Here is a 17,180-nt window from a genome sequence, read left to right as displayed (position 1 = left end):
TCGTCCGCGAATCCATATTCGTAGGCCGCGAATTCACCGCATGACCTCCGCGCGATTTCCATGCCCCCCGGCACCACCGTCGAGCAATTCCCCGCGCAATGCGTCGCGCGAACGCGCGCGCGAGTCGCACCCCACCGACCCGCCGCCGCGACATCGCGACCCCGGCGACGGCCCCGCACGCGACCCCGGATTCACCCGGACCCCCACCGACCGTTGACTGGGCAGCCACACCGTGGAAATCTGATACTCCATGAAGAGAATGCAGTTCTCACCTGCCCGGCCGTAACGGTTCAGGCAACGCCCGTATCGGAGGACTGACGCGATGGCCCTTCATCCGAAGCCGGCCGAGGGCAGCTGGACCGAGCACTACCCGGACCTGGGAACGGGAGTGGTGTCCTACGAGGACTGCGTGTCAGCCGAGTTGTGGAGACCTGGTGCCCGGCCACCGAGCCCGAGCGCTACGAGCGCCGCCCGGCGAGCGGCATGACCGAACTTCAGGCGCTCTACGACGCCGGGTTCCCCCGCATCGAGGAAGCGCTCGCGCACTGCGACACGTTCCCGCTCGACGCGCTGCCCGACCGGGCACGCCGAGATCCACCGCGTCGCCGAGCCGCTGCCCTGACCCGGCCCGGCGACCGCCCAAGCCCAGCCGACCCACCACTCACGACCACCGGGACCCACACGTTGCGGTGCCGAAGGGAGCGTTGCACACGGTGAACGACTTCGAGGCGATGAACTTCTTCCGGGACGACGGGCTCGTCGCGGACCCCTACCCGTACTTCGAGGCGATGCGCGGGAAGTGTCCCGTACAGCGCGAGAGCCACCACGACGTGGTGATGGTGACGGGGTACGACGAAGCGGTTCAGGTGTTCAACGACAGCGAGACGTTCTCGTCGTGCCTCTCGGTGACCGGCCCCTTCCCGGGGTTCCCGGTCCCGCTCGAAGGGGACGACGTGAGCGAACTCATCGAGCTGCACCGCGCCGGACTCCCCTTCAGCGACCAGCTTCCGACCCTCGACCCGCCGACGCACACGGACCACCGCGCGCTGCTGATGCGGCTGATCACCCCGCGACGCCTCAAGGAGAACGAGGCGGCGATGTGGCAGCTGGCCGACCGCCGCCTCGACACGTTCCTCGCCCCGGGCGAGGGCGACTTCATCAGCGGGTTCGCGGGCCCGTTCACCCTGCAGGTCATCACCGACCTGCTCGGCGTGCCCGAAGAGGACCGCGAGGAGTTCGTCAGGGGGCTGGAGCACCGGCCGCAGGCGGACGGCGGTGTGGGCAGCACGGAACGGGAGATGGAGCACACGCCACTGGAGTACCTGTACGAGCGGTTCGCGTCCTATGTCGAGGAGCGGCGCCGCGAGCCGCGCGACGACGTGCTCTCCGGTCTGGCCTCGGCGACGTTCCCGGACGGCTCGACGCCGGACGTCGCCGATGTGGCCCGGGTGGCGACCAATCTCTTCGCGGCGGGCCAGGAGACCACGGTCCGGCTGCTCAGCTCCGCCCTCAAGCTGCTCGTCGAGCGCCCCGGGCTGCAGCGGCGACTGCGCGAGGAGCGCGCCCTGATCCCCAACTTCATCGAAGAGGCGCTGCGGATGGAGAGCCCGATCAAGGGCGACTTCCGGCTGTCCAGGGTGCCGACCACGGTGGGCGGTGTCGGCATACCGGCGGGCACCACGGTGATGGTCCTGAACGGGGCCGCGAACCGCGACCCCCGCCACTTCGAGGAGCCGGACACCTTCGACCCCTCCCGCGCCAACGCCCGCCACCACATCGCGTTCGGCCGGGGCATCCACACCTGCCCCGGTGCGCCGCTGGCCCGCGCCGAGGGCCGGGTGGCCATCGAGCGGCTCCTCGACCGCACGGCCGACATCAGGCTCTCCGAGCGCGTGCACGGACCCGAGGGCGCGCGCCGCTACCACTACATCCCGACGTACATCCTGCGCGGTCTGACCAACCTGAACGTCGAGTTCACCCTCGCCGAGGAGCCGGCGCGGTGAAGGCGAACGTCGACGAGGACCGCTGCCGGGGACACGGGGTCTGCTGGTCGCTCTGCCCCGAGGTGTTCGACCTGACCGACGACGGCTACGCGGTGGTGCTCACGCCGGAGGTACCCGCCGAGTTCGAGGACACCGTGCGTACGGCGATGGGCAGTTGCCCCGAGCGCGCCATCACGCTGGACTGACGGTCGCGGCCCGTGCACACCGCGCGGGCCGCGACCGGCAAGGCTTCTTCACGCGGATCGCGACGGCGTCTCGAACCCGGAGACGATCACGGCGTTGCAGTCGGCCGCTGCCAGCCGCAGCGCCTTCGCCTCCGCGTACGCGTCCGACTCGTACCAGGCAGGCGCCGCTTCCACACTCTCGAATTCGAGGACGACCGCACGGTTGCCGTGCCAGCTGCCCTCCAGGACCTGGGGCTGCACGCCTGCGGACTCACGTGCGGCCGGCCCGGGTCCGGACGGCGGCGCACACACCGCCGTCCACGAGGAGGTCGATCCCGCTGAGGAATCCGGCCTCGGACGACAACAGGAAGGCGACCGCCGCGGCGACGTCCTCGGGCCGCCCCTGCCGACCGAGCGGGGTCTGCCGCAGCAGCAGCTCCATCCCCGGATGGCTCGCGGATTCCTGCCGCCCCTGAGGAGTGTCGATCAGCCCGGGGGACACCGAGCAGACACGGGCACCGAGCGGCCCGATGCGCACCGCCTCACGCTGGACGAAGCGGTGCACCCCGCGCTTGGCCCACGCGTACGCGATTCCGGTGTCCTCGATGCCCGGCCCGACGGCCTCGCGGACGCGGTCGAGGAACCGCTCGTCGAGCGGGTCGTCCAGCACCGCGTCGACGGCCGGGTCGGGACCGGTGCCGCCGAGCAGCGGGGCCATCGACGCGAAGCACACCAGGGCCGTTCCCTCGGTGGCGAGCGGACGGAGCGTCCGGGCCAGCAGCGCGGTCCCGACGAGGTCGACGGTGAAGATGCGACGCCAGTCGGCCATGGTGGGCGAGATACCCGCGGCGTGGGCGACGGCGCGCAGGGTGCCGAGCTCGCCGACGCGTGCGGCGAGCCCGGCCAGGCCCGCGGCATCGGTGATGTCGAGGACGAACGGTTCGACGACGGCCCCCTGCCCGGTGGCGGAGAGGTCCTTGGCGGCCGCGGTCACGCTCGCCTCGTCCCGGTCGACGAGGACCAGCCTGTCCACCTGGTCGACGAGCCGCTGCGCGCAGGCCAGCCCCATCCCGCGGCCGGCGCCGGTGACGATCCCGACGGTCGTCATGCGCTCATCCCCCAGAACCGTTCCAGGCTCTGCTGTGCCACCCGGCTCACCAGCTCGACGCGGTAGCCGCTGGCCCGGCTGCGGAGGAACGCGAACGGGGCGCCGTCGGCACCCTTGCGCGTCGCCTCCCGCACGAAACCGTGGCGTTCCAGTTCGGCGGCGTCGGCGGCGACGTCGTCAGACCAGTAGCCGACGTGATGAACGGCGCCGCCGGCCGCCGGCTCCCACAGGGTCCCCGGGACGCGCCGGACGATCTCGAGACGGGGTGTCGTCGTCGAGAACACGCACCCGAGCTCGACCACGGCGTCTCCGTGCGGCAGCGTGACCGGGACCGGTCCGCCGATCTCGCCGCACCACGTGTACCCGAACAGGGAAGAGAACTCGGCCAGGGTCGTCTCGAAGTCCTCGACGACGATACCGAGATGGAACTGGTCCTGAGCCTTCAGCACCCGGTCGACGGCCGCCTGCCCGTACTCCGTCGCTTCCAACGTGTCTCCCTCGTCGTTGAGTTCAACCACAGCAAAGAAGTTCATTCTTCGAAATGAGAACGATATTCTCACGTGTGGTCGGGGAGCGCAATGGAGGGACGGGGGCCGTCGCGAGGCCCGGCGACGACCTTCCTTCGTATCATCGGACGCGCGCCGATTCCCAACGGATCCGGGGGTCACGGCGTGGGTGTTCAGGTTGTGTTCAGGCCCCTCGCGGGCCCTGGCAACTCCTGCACCAGAAGCCCCAAAGCAATGGTAAAGACCCCTGTGGCCAGCGCTGTTCGCCATGTCATCGTGCGGGCATGAGCACAGAGCACCTCACCCGCCGTCGTCGCGCCGCCGGCCCCACCCATCTGGCGAGCAAGGTTCCGGAAGTCACCGTCTACTTCTGGGTGATCAAAGTGCTGACCACCGGCATGGGTGAGACCGCCTCGGACCTCCTCGCCAAGAAGCTCGGGCCGATCCCCGCCGTCGGCCTCGGCGGCCTGGCCCTCGTGGTGGCGCTCTGCGTCCAGCTCAAGGCCCGTCGCTACGTCGCCTGGATCTACTGGACGGCGATCGTGATGGTCAGCGTGTTCGGCACCATGGCCGCGGACGTCCTGCACGTCGGCCTGGGCGTCCCGTACACGATCTCCACGCCCTTCTTCATGGCCGCGCTGGCAGCCGTGTTCGCCGTCTGGTACGCCAGCGAGAAGACCCTCTCCATCCACAGCATCCACACCCGCCGCCGCGAGCTCTTCTACTGGGCCACCGTGCTGGCGACCTTCGCGCTCGGCACCGCCGCCGGTGACCTCTCCGCCACGATCGGCCTCGGCTACCTCGGCTCGGCCGTGCTGTACGCCGTCGCCATCGCCGTCCCTGCCGTCATGCACAAGTGGGGCGCCCTCAACGCGGTGGCCGCCTTCTGGACCGCGTACGTCCTCACCCGCCCGCTCGGCGCCTCGGTCGCCGACTGGATGGCCCTGAGCCACGCCCGCGGCGGCCTCGACCTCGGGCTGGGACCGGTCACCCTGTCCTGGACCGTCGCCATCATCGGCTTCGTCGGCTATCTGGCCGTGTCCCGCAACGACGTCGGGGACGCCGAGCGCCTCGCGTAGGACAGCGGCCGACGTGGGGTTCACCCTCTGACGCCCGCGCCGCCGTCCCGTCACGCGTCAGCAGATTCTCGGCAGCTGTTCCCCGATCGGCAGGTCGACCACCCGGGTGCCGCCCAGCCCGGTGCGGGCCACCACCATGCCCGGATGGGCGTCCACGACCTCGCCGATGATCCTCGACTCCGTACCCAGCGGGTGCGACCGCATGGCGTCCAGGACGGCGTCGGCGTGCTCGCGGGGCACGAACGCCACCAGCTTGCCCTCGTTGGCCACGTACATCGGGTCGAGGCCCAGCACGGCGCAGGCGTTGGCGACGGCCGGCGGGACCGGGACGTCACGCTCCCGGATGACGACGCCGGTGCCCGAGGCCGCCGCGATCTCGTTCAGGGCGGCGGCCAGCCCGCCCCGGGTGGGATCGCGCAGCACATGCAGATCCGGGGTGACGGCGAGCATGGCGTCGACCAGACCGCCGAGCGCCGCACAGTCGCTCTCGATCTCCACCCCGAACTCCAGGCCCTCGCGCACGCTCATGATCGCCACGCCGTGCACGCCGATCGCACCGCTGACCATCACGACATCGCCGGGCACGACCCGCTGCGGGCGCAGATCGACGCCCGCCGGGATGAGCCCGACACCGGCCGTGTTGATGAAGATCCCGTCCCCGTGACCGGCCTCCACCACCTTGGTGTCGCCGGTCGCGACCTCGACGCCCGCGGCCCGCGCCGCCGTGCCGAGTGCCGCGGCCACGCGGGCGACGGTCTCCATCTCGACGCCCTCCTCCAGGATGAAGCCGCAGGAGAGGTAGGCGGCCCGGGCGCCGCTCATGGCGAGGTCGTTGACGGTGCCGTTGACGGCGAGGTCACCGATGCTGCCGCCGGGGAAGAACAGGGGCCGCACCACGAAGGAGTCGGTGGAGAAGGCCATCCGGACACCGCCGAGCGACAGTGCCGCGGCGTCGCCCAGCTGGGCGAGCACGTCACCGCCGAACGCGGGCGCGAAGACGTGCTGGACGAGTTCGGCGGACAGGGCTCCGCCTCCCCCGTGCCCCATGACGATCCGCGGCTGGTCGCGCAGCGGGGCCGGGCAGGTCCAGGCGGCGGGGTCGAGTACGGGCGTACGGAGTTCGGTGGTGCCGGTGGTCTCAGACAACGGGGGTCGCCTCCCGGGGCGCGGGGGTGAGGTCCAGGCGCCGGTAGAGGTAGTACGCGGCGCAGGCGCCCTCGCTGGAGACCATGGTGGCGCCGAGCGGGGTGCGGGGGGTGCAGAGCGTGCCGAACGCCTCGCACTCGTGCGGCTTGAGCAGGCCCTGCAAGACCTCGCCGCTGCGGCAGGCGGCCGGTTCGCGGGTCTGGATGCCGTCGACCGAGAAGCGGTGCTCGGCGTCGTACTCCCGGTACTTCGGGGACAGCCGCCAGCCGCTGTCGGGGATCACCCCGATGCCGCGCCAGGCCCGGTCGGTGACCTCGAAGACATCCTCCAGCATGGCCCGCGCCGCCGGGTTCCCTTCCGGGCGGACGGCACGGGGGTAGGCGTTGTCGACGGTGTGTTCGCCACGCTCCAGCTGCGCCACGGTCCGGCGTACGCCTTCGAGGATGTCCAGGGGTTCGAATCCGGTCACGACGATCGGGACCCGGAAGCGCTCCGCCAGTTCCGGGTACTCCCCCACCCCCATCACGCTGCACACGTGCCCGGCCGCCAGGAAGCCCTGGACGCGGCAGGTCGGTGACTGCATGATCGCCTCGATGGCGGGCGGGACGCGGACGTGGGACACCAGCATGCTGAAGTTCGGGATGCCGAGCTTGCGGGCCTGATACACCGTCATCGCGTTGGGCGGCGCGGTCGTCTCGAAACCGATGCCGAAGAAGACGACCTCGCGGCCGGGGTTCTGCTGGGCGATCCGCAGGGCGTCGAGCGGGGAGTACACGACCCGTACGTCGCCGCCCGCGCCCCGCACCTGGAACAGGTCCCGTCCCGTGCCGGGCACCCGGAGCATGTCGCCGAAGGAACAGAAGATCACCCCGGGCCGGGAGGCGATCTCCAGCGCCTTGTCGATGACCTCCAGCGGGGTCACACACACGGGACACCCCGGGCCATGGATCAACTCGACCTGGTCCGGCAGGAGTTGGTCGATGCCGTGGCGGATGATGGTGTGCGTCTGTCCGCCGCAGACCTCCATCAGCGCCCATGGCCTGGTCACCGTGGAGTTGATGTCGTCGAGCAGCCGACGTGCCAGGTCGGGGTCCTGGAACTCGTCGATGTACTTCACTTGCGCGCCTCCTCTCCCGCGGACGGCAGGGCCTCGCCCGCCTCCGCGGCCAACTCCCAGGGGTCGCCGAACTCCTCCTGCAGCAGGCCGAGGGTCGCGAACAGTTCGAGCGTCTGCTTCGCCGACTCCTCGTCGAGGCGCTGCAGGGCGAATCCGACGTGCACGATGGCGTACTCGCCGACCTGGAGGTCGGGCAGGTACTCCAGGCACACCTCCTTGACCACACCGCCGAAGTCGACGTTGGCCATCCGGGTGCCGTCCCGTTCCTCGATGTCCAGCACTCTGCCGGGTACCGCCAGGCACATGAACCTCTCCTCGCTCTTGGTCAGTCGTTGGCTCGGGTACGGTCCTCGGCGCGCGCGGCCACCACGAGCTGCCCGAGGGCCAGACCGCCGTCGCCCGGCGGAACCAGGCGGTGGCGCAGGACCGTGAAACCGTCCGCGCCCAGGGCCGCCGCGCAGGCGGAGGACAGCAGCGAGTTGGCGAACACCCCGCCGGTCAGGGCCACCGTCTCCAGCGCGTGCCGTTCGCGCGCCAGCACGCAGACGCGGTGCACGAGAGCGGCGACGGCCCGATGGAAGCGCGCCGCGACGACGGCCGGTCCGGCCCCCGACCGCAGGTCCTCGACGATCGCCGCAAGCACAGGTGCGGGATCCGCGAGGACGGGGCCCTCGTCCACACCGCCGGGTGAACCCTGCGCGGGGCGGGCACCTCCGCCCGGCCCTGAGTCGGCGGCCGCCGGTGACGCACCGCCGGTCGGACCTGCCGGTCGTAGGGCGAACGCATACGCGACCGGGTCCCCGGCGGGAGCCTCCAGCGCTGCGGCCTCCAGCTCCATCGCCGCCTGGGCCTCATAACCGGCCGCATGGCACACGCCCACGAGGGAGGACACCGCGTCGAAGAGGCGGCCCATGCTGGAGGTGGGGACACAGTTCAGGTCGCGCTCCAACTGCCGCTCCAGCACGCGCCGTTCGTCGGACGGACAGGCGCTCACGCAGGCCAGCTCCTCCGACCAGTCGATCCCCGCCGCACGCAGATGCGCGAGCGCCATCCGGTACGGCCGTCGCACCGCCGCGTCACCGCCGGGCAGCGGCACAGGGGCGAGGTGCCCGAACCGGGTGAAGCCGTCGTAGTCGGCGAGCAGGATCTCCCCGCCCCACACGGTCCCGTCGTCGCCGTAACCCGTGCCGTCGAAGGCGACGCCGATCACCGGACGGCTGCCGTCCAGCCCGTGTTCGGCCATCGCGGCGGCGACATGGGCGTGGTGGTGCTGGACGCGTACGACGGGCCGGCCCGACGCGTTCCGGTCGGCCCAGCGCACCGAACGGTATGCGGGGTGCCGGTCCGCCGCGAACAGTTCCGGACGTACGGGGGTGATGGACTCCAGTTGAGCCACGGCGCGTTCGAAGGCGTGCTGGGTGGCGAGGTCGTCCATGTCTCCGATGTGCGCGGACAGCCAGGCCCGGCGGCCCTCGCCGAGGCAGAGCACGTTCTTGAGGTCCCCGCCGACGGCGAGGGCCGGGCGCACCGGGACCGGCAGGGTCAGCGGCAGGGGCGCGTAGCCGCGGGCACGGCGCAGCGGCAACAGCGCGCCGTCGCACACGCGGACCACGGAGTCGTCGCACGGCACATGGATCGGCCGGTCGTGGGTGAGCCAGCCGTCGGCGAGCCGCGCCAGTCGCTCCAGCGCCTCCCCGTCGTCGGTGACGATCGGCTCACCGGACACGTTGCCGCTGGTCATGACGAGCAACGAGGGCCCATCGGGGTCGCCGGGCAGTCCGAACAGGAGGTGGTGCAGGGGGGTGTACGGCAGCATGACGCCGAGGTCGGGGCTGCCGGGCGCGACGGAGTCGGCGGGCCGTGGCGCCCCCGCCACGGGCACCTTCCTACGGCGGCGCAGCAGCACGATGGGCCGGGTGGCGCCGTCGAGCAGGCTCCGCTCCTCGGCGCCGATCCGTACCAGGTGCCAGAGGTCGTCGAGGCTCCGGGCCATGACGGCGAAGGGTTTGTCCCCTCGGGCCTTGCGGCGGCGCAGCAGCGCGACGGCTTCGGAGTTCGTGGCGTCGCAGGCCAGGTGGTAGCCGCCGAGGCCCTTGACCGCGAGGATCGCGCCGTCCGCCAGGAGCCGGCGGGCCTCGGTGACCGGGTCCGCTCCGGCGACGGGCTCCGGAGGGCCGCTCACGCCCGGCCGTGGGACGAGCAGCCGCAGTTTCGGGCCGCAGGCCGGGCAGGCGACGGGTTGCGCGTGGAAGCGGCGGTCGGCCGGATCGGCGTACTCGCGGGCGCAGTCGGAGCACATCGGGAAACCGGCCATGGTGGTGTGGGAGCGGTCGTAGGGCAGGCCGGTGACGATGGTGAACCGGGGGCCGCAGTGCGTGCAGTTGATGAAGGGGTGGCGGTGGCGCCGGTCGGCGGGGTCGGCGAGTTCGCGCAGGCAGTCGGCGCAGGTGGCGGTGTCCGGTGGGATCAGGGTGCCCGCCGGGCCGCCCGTGCGGGAGGCGAGGATGGTGAACGCGGCGTCACCGGTGACGGGTACGTCGTCGTGGTGCACGGAGTCCACGCGGGCCAGCGGCGGTGCCTGGACGGCGATGCGGTCGCAGAAGCGGGCGACGGCCGAGGGGGCGCCCTCGACCTCCGCGATGACGCCCTCGGGGGTGTTGGTGACATGGCCGGACAGTTCGAGGCCGGTGGCCAGGGTGTAGACGTACGGGCGGAAGCCGACGCCCTGCACCACACCCCGTACGGTGACCCGTCGGCGCAGCGGTGTCCCGTCGGCGACGGCGGCCGGGGAGAGCGGACCGCTCACGAGTGGGAGTGCGCCATGGCGCCGGTGCCGTGCGGGTGCTCGTGGCCGTGATGTCGGTGGGTGGGTGAGGTGCCGTCGGGTCGGCGTGCCATCACCGGTTCATGGAGCGGGACGCCGTCCGCGGCCGCCAGCGCCCGGTCGAGCAGGGCGCCGACGCCCCGGTCCCGGCGGGCCGAGGTCAGCAGCACGTCCACTCCGGGGTTGACCCGCTCGACGTTCGCGCGGAACGCCGCCTCGTCGAACTCGACGGCCTCGGCGATGTCGGTCTTGGTGACCACCACCAGGTGGGCGAGACCGAAGGCGGTGGGGTATTTGAGCGGCTTGTCCTCGCCCTCGGTCACGGAGGCGAGCACCACTCTCAGGGTCTCCCCGAGGTCGTAGGAGGCCGGGCAGACGAGGTTGCCGACGTTCTCGACGAACAGCAGCCGGGTGTCGTCGGGCAGCCAGCCCTCCAGGTGGCGGCCGAGCATTCCGGCCTCCAGATGGCACAGCCCGTCGGTGAGGACCTGCTTGACCGGGACGCCCGAGCGGGCCAGCCGCTCCGCGTCGTTCTCGGTGGCCAGGTCGGCGGTGAGCGCCGCGACCGGCACGGACCGCTCGCGCGCGAGCCCCAGTTCCCGTTCCAGCAGGGCGGTCTTGCCGCTGCCGGGGCTGGAGAGCAGGTTGACGACCGTGGTGCCGCGGGCCGCAAGACCCGCGCGCAAGGTGTGCGCGGTCTCGTCGTTCTTGGCCAGGACGGCTTGCTGCAGGTCGACCACACGGCACATGGTTCAGCGCTCCTCGGAGATCGGTTCGCGGGGATGGGCGTGCGCCGGGCCGTCCTCCCAGTGCACGCTGAGGATCTGGAGTTCCCGGCCCGCCAGCAGCTCTGTGGTGGCGCCGCCGCACCGCGGGCAGGTCAGCGCGGGCGGCATGCCGACGGCCCATTCGTGCGCGCAGGGTGCGCAGCGGGCCCGTCCCGGCACGGCTTCGGTGACCAGTTCGGCGCCCTCCAGCACGGTTCCGGCGCAGGCCAGTTCGAAGCAGAAGGAGAGGGCGTCGGGTACGACACCGGCGAGCTCGCCCACCTGAAGCCGCACCGAGCGCACGGCCGTGACGTCGCCGGCCCGCCGCGCCGCCTCTTCCACCTGGCCGATCACCGCCATCGCGAGGGACATCTCGTGCATCGACCGGTCTCCGTCTCGGGCAGGGCGTCCGCCGCCCCTCATTAGAGGGGAGGCGTCCGAGGGCGGCGGACCGGCACGCCGTCGCCGGCCGGCCGCGTACGCCGTTCGCCGCAACGGCAGGGCGCGGCACGGCAGAGCACGGCAGAGCACGGCAGAGGGCGTACGAGCGGCGGGTGTCGGTTCACATGCTCCGGATCCGCAGATAGCGTCTGAGGTCGGGCAGGATCTGCACGAGGACGGCGGTGACAGCGGCGGCCAGCGCGCCGCCGACGAGGGTCTTGATCATGGCTTCTCTCCTCACTTCGCTGCTTCGCCGGCCGTGGCCCGCGGCGCGGACTCTCCCGGTTCGTCGGCCCGCAGCAACTCTTCGATCAGCCGGACGGCCTCCGGAACGGCGGCCGACACCGGCGGGGTGAGCCCGATGCCCTCCTCGACGGACGCGGGTTCGCACCCCACGACCACCGTGCGGCGCGGCGGCTGCCCGCCGATTGTGGCGCAGAGGGTCCCCAGCAGCGCGAGCACCGTGTCGGGGGTCATCCGGTGGCCGTCGAGCGGGACGCCGTGCGGCTCGCCCGCGTCGGCGCTGTCGTGTTCGATGACGTACAGGGTGCCGGGGCGCTCGCCGCGCGCGGTGGCGTCCACCAGGATCAGGGTGTCGTAACCGTCGATGACCTGGTACGCGAGGTGCACGCCCCGTACGCCGATGTCCACGGCCTCGACGTGCGGGGGCAGTTGCCGCCCGGTGAGCGCGCGCACGGTTTCCACGCCGAAGCCGTCGTCCCCGAGGAAGATGTTCCCGATCCCGGCGACGAGGACCTTGCCGCTCTCCTGGCGGGGTGGGTCCGCGGGTGGGCTCATGCCTCGCCCTCCAGCGGTTCGACCTCGTCGGGCTGGAAGTAGAGGAAACGGCCCTGTTCGCGGCGGATGTCGGCGCCCGGATCGTCCTCGACCGTCACCGCCAGGTGCACTCCGCCGTCCACGTCGTGCAGCACGGCCTCGACCTTCGCCGTACGGCCCGCCAGGAACAGGTCCTGTGCGTCGGTACGGCGCAGCCCGGGCCGCAGCAGCACCCTGCTTCCGGCGCCCAGCGAACGGCCGTCGACGGTGATCCGGTCCTGCCCGGGGTCGAAACCGGCGTCGCTCGCCGGGTCCCACCACGGGGTGTCGGGACGCGGCACGCCGAACTCGTCGGGGAAGCCGTCCACGCCCGGAGCGGACGCCGTTCCCGCTCCCTCGCCCGCTCCTGTCACCTCGCGCAGACTGCGCACCGCCCCGTGCAGGCGCTCCAGGACCTCGGGCGGCATCGTGTCCGCCAGGTCGATCACGGCGGCCGCCCGGTCGTCGGTGCCCCGGGCCTCGCGCTTCTCCTCGTCGGTGAGCGCGGCGGTGCGCAGGGCGAGGATCTCGTCGATCTCGGTGGCGTCGTACAGGGCCCCGGGGCTCTCCGGGGCGATCGCCGGGTGGTCCTCCAGGATGATCGGCGAGGACAGCACCACGTCACGGCGCCCGGGTTCACCGGCGAGGACCGGCCAGGTGTGCAGATTGCGGCAGGACGCGACCGCGCCCTTCGCCCATTCGGGGGGATCCGTCATCGACAGGAACGACCCCGCGCCGAGCCCCATGAGGAGGTGGGTGGCGACCAGGGAGCGCGGGAGGGCCGCGTCCCGGTCGGCCGCGGTGCCGTCCGGGGGTGTCCAGGTGCTGGTGTTCTCGACGATCGCGGTCAGCCGCAGCACGCGGTAGGGCCCGTCGAGTTCGCTCGCGGACAACCGGAGTAGGCCGCTCGTCTCCTCGTAGCGGCGGACCATCCGGCCGACGACGCGACCGCAATCGTCGAGGACGGGCTCGGTGTCCTCACCCGCGGGGCGGTCGAAGGGGACCCGCACGCCGTCGCCCAGGAGTTCATCGACGGGCACGACCGCCTCGACGCGCTCTTCCGTTCCCTCGTCCCAGGGGACGAGCGTCCGGTCGCCGAGCCGGAGTTCGGGGACCGTCTCGAAGCCGCCGTCCGGGCGCGCCTGCTGGACCGTGCGGCGCCGGGCGCGCAGGAAGCGCAGCTCGACCGCGAGGGTGGCGTCCGCCTTGGGTTCCATCAGGCATTCGGTGTGCTGGAATTCGTGCTCCTCGCAGTCGGCGCCCCAGGCGGGCGGGACGAGCACGCCGAACTGCCAGCGCAGCCGGTTCTTGGCCGCGGAGGCACGGTACGGGTAGAGCACGTAGCCCTCGAAGAGGACGGCGTCGGCCACCTGCCGGGCGACGGCGAGGCGGGCCTCGGTCTCCGGGGCGAACGTGGTCACGCTCACGGAGCGGTCCTTCCGGTGGTGCTGCTGATGCCGGTGAGACTGAATCTTCGGGGTGGTGCGGGAGCCGCCCCGCCGCTCTCGTCGAGCAGGGCTCGCACGGTCGCCTCCCAGGAGGGCAGGGCCCGTCGGGAGCGGAAGGCGAGCAGGGCGTCCATGGTGTCGCGGGGCAGCCGGATCCAGCCGCAGCCGGGGAAGTGCTGTTCGACCATCTCCCGCCAGGTGGCCACCGGCATCCGGAAGACCGCCTCCCGGTCCCACGGGACGGGTTCGACGCGGAAGCCGCCCGCTCCGGTGAACGCCGTGCCGGAGAACAGCATCAGCAGCGGCACCTCGCCGCTGGTCAGCGCGTCGAAGTAACGGGTCGCTGCGATGTCCATGTCGTAGGTGCACGGCACGACGAGGTCCGTCTCGGTCTCCCCGGTGAAGGCGGGGACCATGACGGAGACCTGGGCGAACTGCACCGGCTGGAGGGTGCTGCCCCAGCGCGAGCGCTCGCCGAAGAGATCGGCGAGCCCCTCGGCCTCCGCGGTCTCGTAGCCTCGCTTGGCGGGCTCGATACGGATCTGGCAGCGCAGCGCCATGGCGTGGACCGGTTCGTCGCCGGTCGCGGTGATGCGCAGCCGGAAGACCAGGGTCGGTCCGGCGGCGAACCGGTCCGCGCGCACGCCGGTGCAGGTGAAGGCGAACTCCGTCACGCCGGGCCCTCCTCGCGTACGGCGCGGGCGCGTCGTCCGACGTGTGCGAAGAAGGTGTCGAGGGCGGCGCGGGCCTCGGCGCCGCCGTCGAAGCCCTGCCACAACAGGCGCATCCGGCCTACCAGTTCGTAGCAGATGTCGACGGGCACGAGATAGCACTCGCAGCGGCCCTCGTGGCGGCGCAGCAGCAGCGCCTCCACATCGGGTTCGAGCAGTCCGGCGAGGCGGCTGTCGCCGAGGACGGCGCTCCACGTCGCCGGGTCGAGTTCGCTCTCGGTGGCTCCGGCCGGGCTCGGATAGAGGGCCACCAGCCGGTCGAGCGCGGCGTTGCGGAAGAAGAAGGCGACGCCGACCGGGATCTGCAGCGCCTCCCAGGCACCCTCGTCGAGGTGGTGGTCCGGGTCGGTGAGGTAGCGGTCCGGAACCGCCCGGAATCGGCCGCGTGCGGCGCCCGGCTGTTCCATCAGCAGGGCGCAGGACGTACAGGCGCAGACGATGGCCCGCTGCTCGGTGTCCACCAGGTGGCGGTGACGTTCCTCGTCCACCGCCACCGCGCACAGTCCGCACCGCTCCGGCCGCGGTTCACGTCCGGTCAGGAACCTGCGCAGCCCGGAGTCGCGCGTGGCCGGCCGGGAAGCCGGGGGCGCGTTCATGGGGCCTTCGCCGGGGCTGGGCCCGCGGTGGCGGCGGCGCGGGTTCCGGGGCCGGTGCCGATCTGGAGCAGCGTGGGCTCCCCCGAACGGCCGGCGGCCTGTAGCTCGACCGCGGTGACCTCCGGCGCGAAGCAGGCCAGCGCGCCCTCGGCCGCCTGCTGGGCCGTCGTACCGCTCGCCGCGCAGCCGCATCCGCCGCCTCCGGCCGCCCGCAGCCGGAGGGTGCCCGTCTCCTCGTCGAAGTCCACGACGTCCAGTTCGTGGTCGCGGATGCTGTCGAGCGCGCGGGTGATGCGGGTCGTCCGGTCCTCGGGGTGCAGGTCGTGCAGGACGAGGAGGCTTGCGACCAGTTCGTCGCCGAGCAGGCCCGCCAGGGGGTCACCGGGGGTTCTGCGGCCCACGGGCGTGGACAGCAGGTGGAGCATCCGGGCCAGGCCCGCACCGTAGAAGTCCATGAGGGCCTGGACGAGTTCCTCGGCCGCCGCGCGGGCTGCCGGGTCACCGGTGGTGGCGAGCCGGTCGAGTACGTCCTCGATCCGCTGCCCGGTGCGCACCGCGTCGACCGCCGGTGCCGCCTTAGTCGCGTCGATGGTCGTGCCCGCGCTCATCCGCCCAGTCCGCTCAGGCCGGTGGGCATGTGCATCTTCTGGACGGTCTTGCCGCCACCGACGTACATGTGCACGCCGCACGGCAGACAGGGGTCGAAGCTGCGGACGGCACGCATGATGTCGATGCCCTTGAAGTTCTCCGGGGAGTTCTCCTCGAAGATCGGCGTGTTCTGCACGGCGTCCTCGTACGGGCCGGGCGTGCCGTAGGTGTCCCGGGTGCTGGCGTTCCACGGGGTCGGCGGGTACGGGTGGTAGTTGGCGATCTTGCCGTCGCGGATCACCATGTGGTGGGAGAGGACGCCGCGGACCGCCTCGGTGAAGCCGACGCCGATGCTCTCGTCGGGCACCTCGAACTTCTCCCAGGTCTGGGTGCGTCCGGCGCGGACCTCCTCCAGCGCCTTCTCCGCGAAGTGCAGGGCGACGGCGGCGGTGTAGGCCTGGAAGTAGGTGCGGGCGCGGTTGCGTTCCAGCGCGTTGCTCCAGCGCGGGATCTTCCACTCGAAGGTGGTCTCGGGCTTGGTCATGGTGCGCGGCAGGTTGATGACCACGCTGTGGCCGGTCGCCTTCACATAGCCCGTGTCGACGAGGCCGGACAGGGCGGTGGACCACAGACGGGCGATGGGGCCGCCGCCGGTGTCGAGGGCGAGGTGGTCCTTGCCGTCGAACCAGCGGGGCGACATGACCCAGCTGTACTTGTCGTCGAAGTTCCGCTTCTGCGGGGCGGGGATGGTGTGCTGGTTCCACGGGTGGCGCGGGTCGACCGGGTTGCCGAGCGGGTCGTGGGTGACGAACTGCTCCTGGCCCTCCCAGTCCTCGTAGTACGAACTGCCCAGCAGGATGCGGATACCGAGGTTGATCTTGGTGAGGTCGTTGGTGACGAGCTTGCCGTCGACGATGACGCCGGGGGTGACGAACATCCGCCGGCCCCAGTCCGTCATGTTGGCGTAGGTGAAGTCGCAGTACTCGGGGTCGTTGAGCGCGCCCCAGCAGCCGAGCAGCACCCGTCGGCGTCCCACTTCCTCGTACCCGGGCAGGGCCTCGTAGAAGAAGTCGAACAGGTCGTCGTGGAGGGGGACGACCCGCTTCATGAACTCCACGTAGCGCATCAGACGGCTGAGGTAGTCCGTGAAGAGCTGGACCGAGGCGATGGTGCCGACGCCGCCCGGGTAGAGCGTGGAGGGGTGCACATGGCGGCCCTCCATGAGGCAGAACATCTCCCGGGTGTAGCGGCTCACCTGGAGCGCCTCGCGGTAGAACTCGCCTTCGAGGGGGTTCAGGGACCGCATGATGTCGGCGATCGTGCGATAGCCGTGCTCGGCGGCGTGCGGCGCCTCGGTACGCTCGGCGAGTTCGAGGACCCCCGGGTTGGTCTCCTTGACCATCTTCTCGCAGTAGTCGACCCCGACCAGGTTCTCCTGGAAGATGTTGTGGTCGAACATGTACTCGGCGGACTCCCCGAGGTTGATGATCCACTCACCGAGGTGCGGGGGCTTCACGCCGTACGCCATGTTCTGCGTGTACACCGAGCAGGTGGCGTGGTTGTCCCCGCAGATCCCGCAGATGCGGCTGGTGATGAAGTGCGCGTCGCGAGGGTCCTTGCCGCGCATGAAGACGCTGTAGCCGCGGAAGACGGACGAGGTGCTGTAGCACTCCGCGACCCGCTTCGCCTTGAAGTCGATCTTCGTGTGGATGCCCAGGCTGCCCACGATCCTCGTGATCGGGTCCCAGGCCATCTCCATCAGGCCGCTACCGTCGCCGGCCGGCTTCGTCTTCGGTGCCATCGTGTGTGTCGTGCCCTTCTTCGCGGGTGGTCCGGGAGGGTGTGG

Annotated in this window: 19 protein-coding genes; 3 read left to right on the top strand and 16 right to left on the bottom strand. The window is 71.6% G+C overall.

The features are described 5' to 3' along the window. Positions 1–713 precede the first annotated feature (713 nt). Positions 714–2,003, top strand: a complete 1,290-nt coding sequence (locus ACZ69M_RS10935) for a cytochrome P450 (protein ID WP_470048670.1) — start codon at positions 714–716, stop codon at positions 2,001–2,003. Continuing rightward, positions 2,000–2,188, top strand: a complete 189-nt coding sequence (locus tag ACZ69M_RS10930; RefSeq protein WP_470048668.1) for a ferredoxin — start codon at positions 2,000–2,002, stop codon at positions 2,186–2,188. The genes ACZ69M_RS10935 and ACZ69M_RS10930 overlap by 4 nt, the downstream gene beginning before the upstream one ends. A gap of 48 nt (positions 2,189–2,236) precedes the next feature. On the opposite strand, the gene ACZ69M_RS10925 is transcribed toward ACZ69M_RS10930, so the two are convergent. From ACZ69M_RS10925 to ACZ69M_RS10915, 3 genes are read right to left on the bottom strand one after another with little or no spacing between them, the layout of a single operon-like run. Continuing rightward, positions 2,237–2,428, bottom strand: a complete 192-nt coding sequence (locus ACZ69M_RS10925; RefSeq protein WP_470048666.1) for a DUF1330 domain-containing protein — start codon at positions 2,426–2,428, stop codon at positions 2,237–2,239. Between the two features lie 10 nt (positions 2,429–2,438). Next, positions 2,439–3,275 (bottom strand): SDR family oxidoreductase, encoded by an 837-nt coding sequence (locus tag ACZ69M_RS10920; RefSeq protein WP_470048664.1) that lies wholly within the window; start codon positions 3,273–3,275, stop codon positions 2,439–2,441. Continuing rightward, the gene (locus ACZ69M_RS10915; protein WP_470048662.1) at positions 3,272–3,793 is read right to left on the bottom strand and encodes a VOC family protein; all 522 of its coding nucleotides are present in this window, start codon (positions 3,791–3,793) and stop codon (positions 3,272–3,274) included. The genes ACZ69M_RS10920 and ACZ69M_RS10915 overlap by 4 nt, the downstream gene beginning before the upstream one ends. A gap of 272 nt (positions 3,794–4,065) precedes the next feature. Between ACZ69M_RS10915 and ACZ69M_RS10910 the strand changes: the two genes are divergently transcribed. Further along, entirely contained in the window at positions 4,066–4,860 is a 795-nt protein-coding gene (locus ACZ69M_RS10910; protein WP_470048660.1) for a COG4705 family protein, read from the top strand. A gap of 57 nt (positions 4,861–4,917) precedes the next feature. Here the strand turns inward: ACZ69M_RS10910 and hypE are convergent, their stop codons facing one another. The 13 genes from hypE to ACZ69M_RS10845 all read right to left on the bottom strand — a co-directional run bounded on the left by hypE (position 4,918) and on the right by ACZ69M_RS10845 (position 17,135). Further along, positions 4,918–6,006, bottom strand: a complete 1,089-nt coding sequence (gene hypE, locus ACZ69M_RS10905) for a hydrogenase expression/formation protein HypE (protein ID WP_470048658.1) — start codon at positions 6,004–6,006, stop codon at positions 4,918–4,920. Further along, on the bottom strand, positions 5,999–7,123 hold the full coding sequence (hypD, locus tag ACZ69M_RS10900; RefSeq protein WP_470048656.1) for a hydrogenase formation protein HypD: 1,125 nt from the start codon (positions 7,121–7,123) through the stop codon (positions 5,999–6,001). The genes hypE and hypD overlap by 8 nt, the downstream gene beginning before the upstream one ends. Then, positions 7,120–7,428 carry a HypC/HybG/HupF family hydrogenase formation chaperone gene (locus ACZ69M_RS10895; protein WP_470048654.1) on the bottom strand — a complete coding sequence of 103 codons (309 nt, stop codon included), beginning with the start codon at positions 7,426–7,428 and terminating at the stop codon, positions 7,120–7,122. The genes hypD and ACZ69M_RS10895 overlap by 4 nt, the downstream gene beginning before the upstream one ends. A gap of 20 nt (positions 7,429–7,448) precedes the next feature. Further along, positions 7,449–9,929, bottom strand: coding sequence for a carbamoyltransferase HypF (hypF, locus tag ACZ69M_RS10890; protein ID WP_470048652.1), 2,481 nt, complete (start codon positions 9,927–9,929; stop codon positions 7,449–7,451). Further along, positions 9,926–10,696: a hydrogenase nickel incorporation protein HypB gene (hypB, locus tag ACZ69M_RS10885; protein WP_470048650.1), complete on the bottom strand. Its 771-nt coding sequence runs from the start codon at positions 10,694–10,696 to the stop codon at positions 9,926–9,928. Before hypB ends, hypF begins: the two co-directional genes overlap by 4 nt. A gap of 3 nt (positions 10,697–10,699) precedes the next feature. Next, entirely contained in the window at positions 10,700–11,095 is a 396-nt protein-coding gene (hypA, locus tag ACZ69M_RS10880; RefSeq protein ID WP_470048648.1) for a hydrogenase maturation nickel metallochaperone HypA, read from the bottom strand. A gap of 181 nt (positions 11,096–11,276) precedes the next feature. Next, positions 11,277–11,381: a DUF6893 family small protein gene (locus tag ACZ69M_RS10875; RefSeq protein WP_388393894.1), complete on the bottom strand. Its 105-nt coding sequence runs from the start codon at positions 11,379–11,381 to the stop codon at positions 11,277–11,279. An 11-nt stretch (positions 11,382–11,392) separates the two neighbouring features. Then, positions 11,393–11,953, bottom strand: coding sequence for a hydrogenase maturation protease (locus ACZ69M_RS10870; RefSeq protein WP_470048646.1), 561 nt, complete (start codon positions 11,951–11,953; stop codon positions 11,393–11,395). After that, positions 11,950–13,398, bottom strand: coding sequence for a hypothetical protein (locus ACZ69M_RS10865; protein WP_470048644.1), 1,449 nt, complete (start codon positions 13,396–13,398; stop codon positions 11,950–11,952). Before ACZ69M_RS10865 ends, ACZ69M_RS10870 begins: the two co-directional genes overlap by 4 nt. Continuing rightward, a complete protein-coding gene (locus ACZ69M_RS10860) occupies positions 13,395–14,093 on the bottom strand; it encodes a DUF6084 family protein (protein WP_470048642.1) in 699 nt (232 codons plus the stop codon). Before ACZ69M_RS10860 ends, ACZ69M_RS10865 begins: the two co-directional genes overlap by 4 nt. Beyond that, positions 14,090–14,746, bottom strand: coding sequence for a DUF5947 family protein (locus tag ACZ69M_RS10855; protein WP_470048640.1), 657 nt, complete (start codon positions 14,744–14,746; stop codon positions 14,090–14,092). The genes ACZ69M_RS10860 and ACZ69M_RS10855 overlap by 4 nt, the downstream gene beginning before the upstream one ends. Further along, positions 14,743–15,354 carry a hypothetical protein gene (locus ACZ69M_RS10850; protein WP_470048638.1) on the bottom strand — a complete coding sequence of 204 codons (612 nt, stop codon included), beginning with the start codon at positions 15,352–15,354 and terminating at the stop codon, positions 14,743–14,745. Before ACZ69M_RS10850 ends, ACZ69M_RS10855 begins: the two co-directional genes overlap by 4 nt. Further along, positions 15,351–17,135, bottom strand: coding sequence for a nickel-dependent hydrogenase large subunit (locus ACZ69M_RS10845; RefSeq protein ID WP_470048636.1), 1,785 nt, complete (start codon positions 17,133–17,135; stop codon positions 15,351–15,353). Before ACZ69M_RS10845 ends, ACZ69M_RS10850 begins: the two co-directional genes overlap by 4 nt. Positions 17,136–17,180 lie beyond the last annotated feature (45 nt).

It is taken from the genome of Streptomyces sp. NPDC107454 (assembly GCF_055582885.1).
Note: the sequence above shows the minus strand (reverse complement) of the source record. Positions and strands in the feature narration are given on the sequence as shown.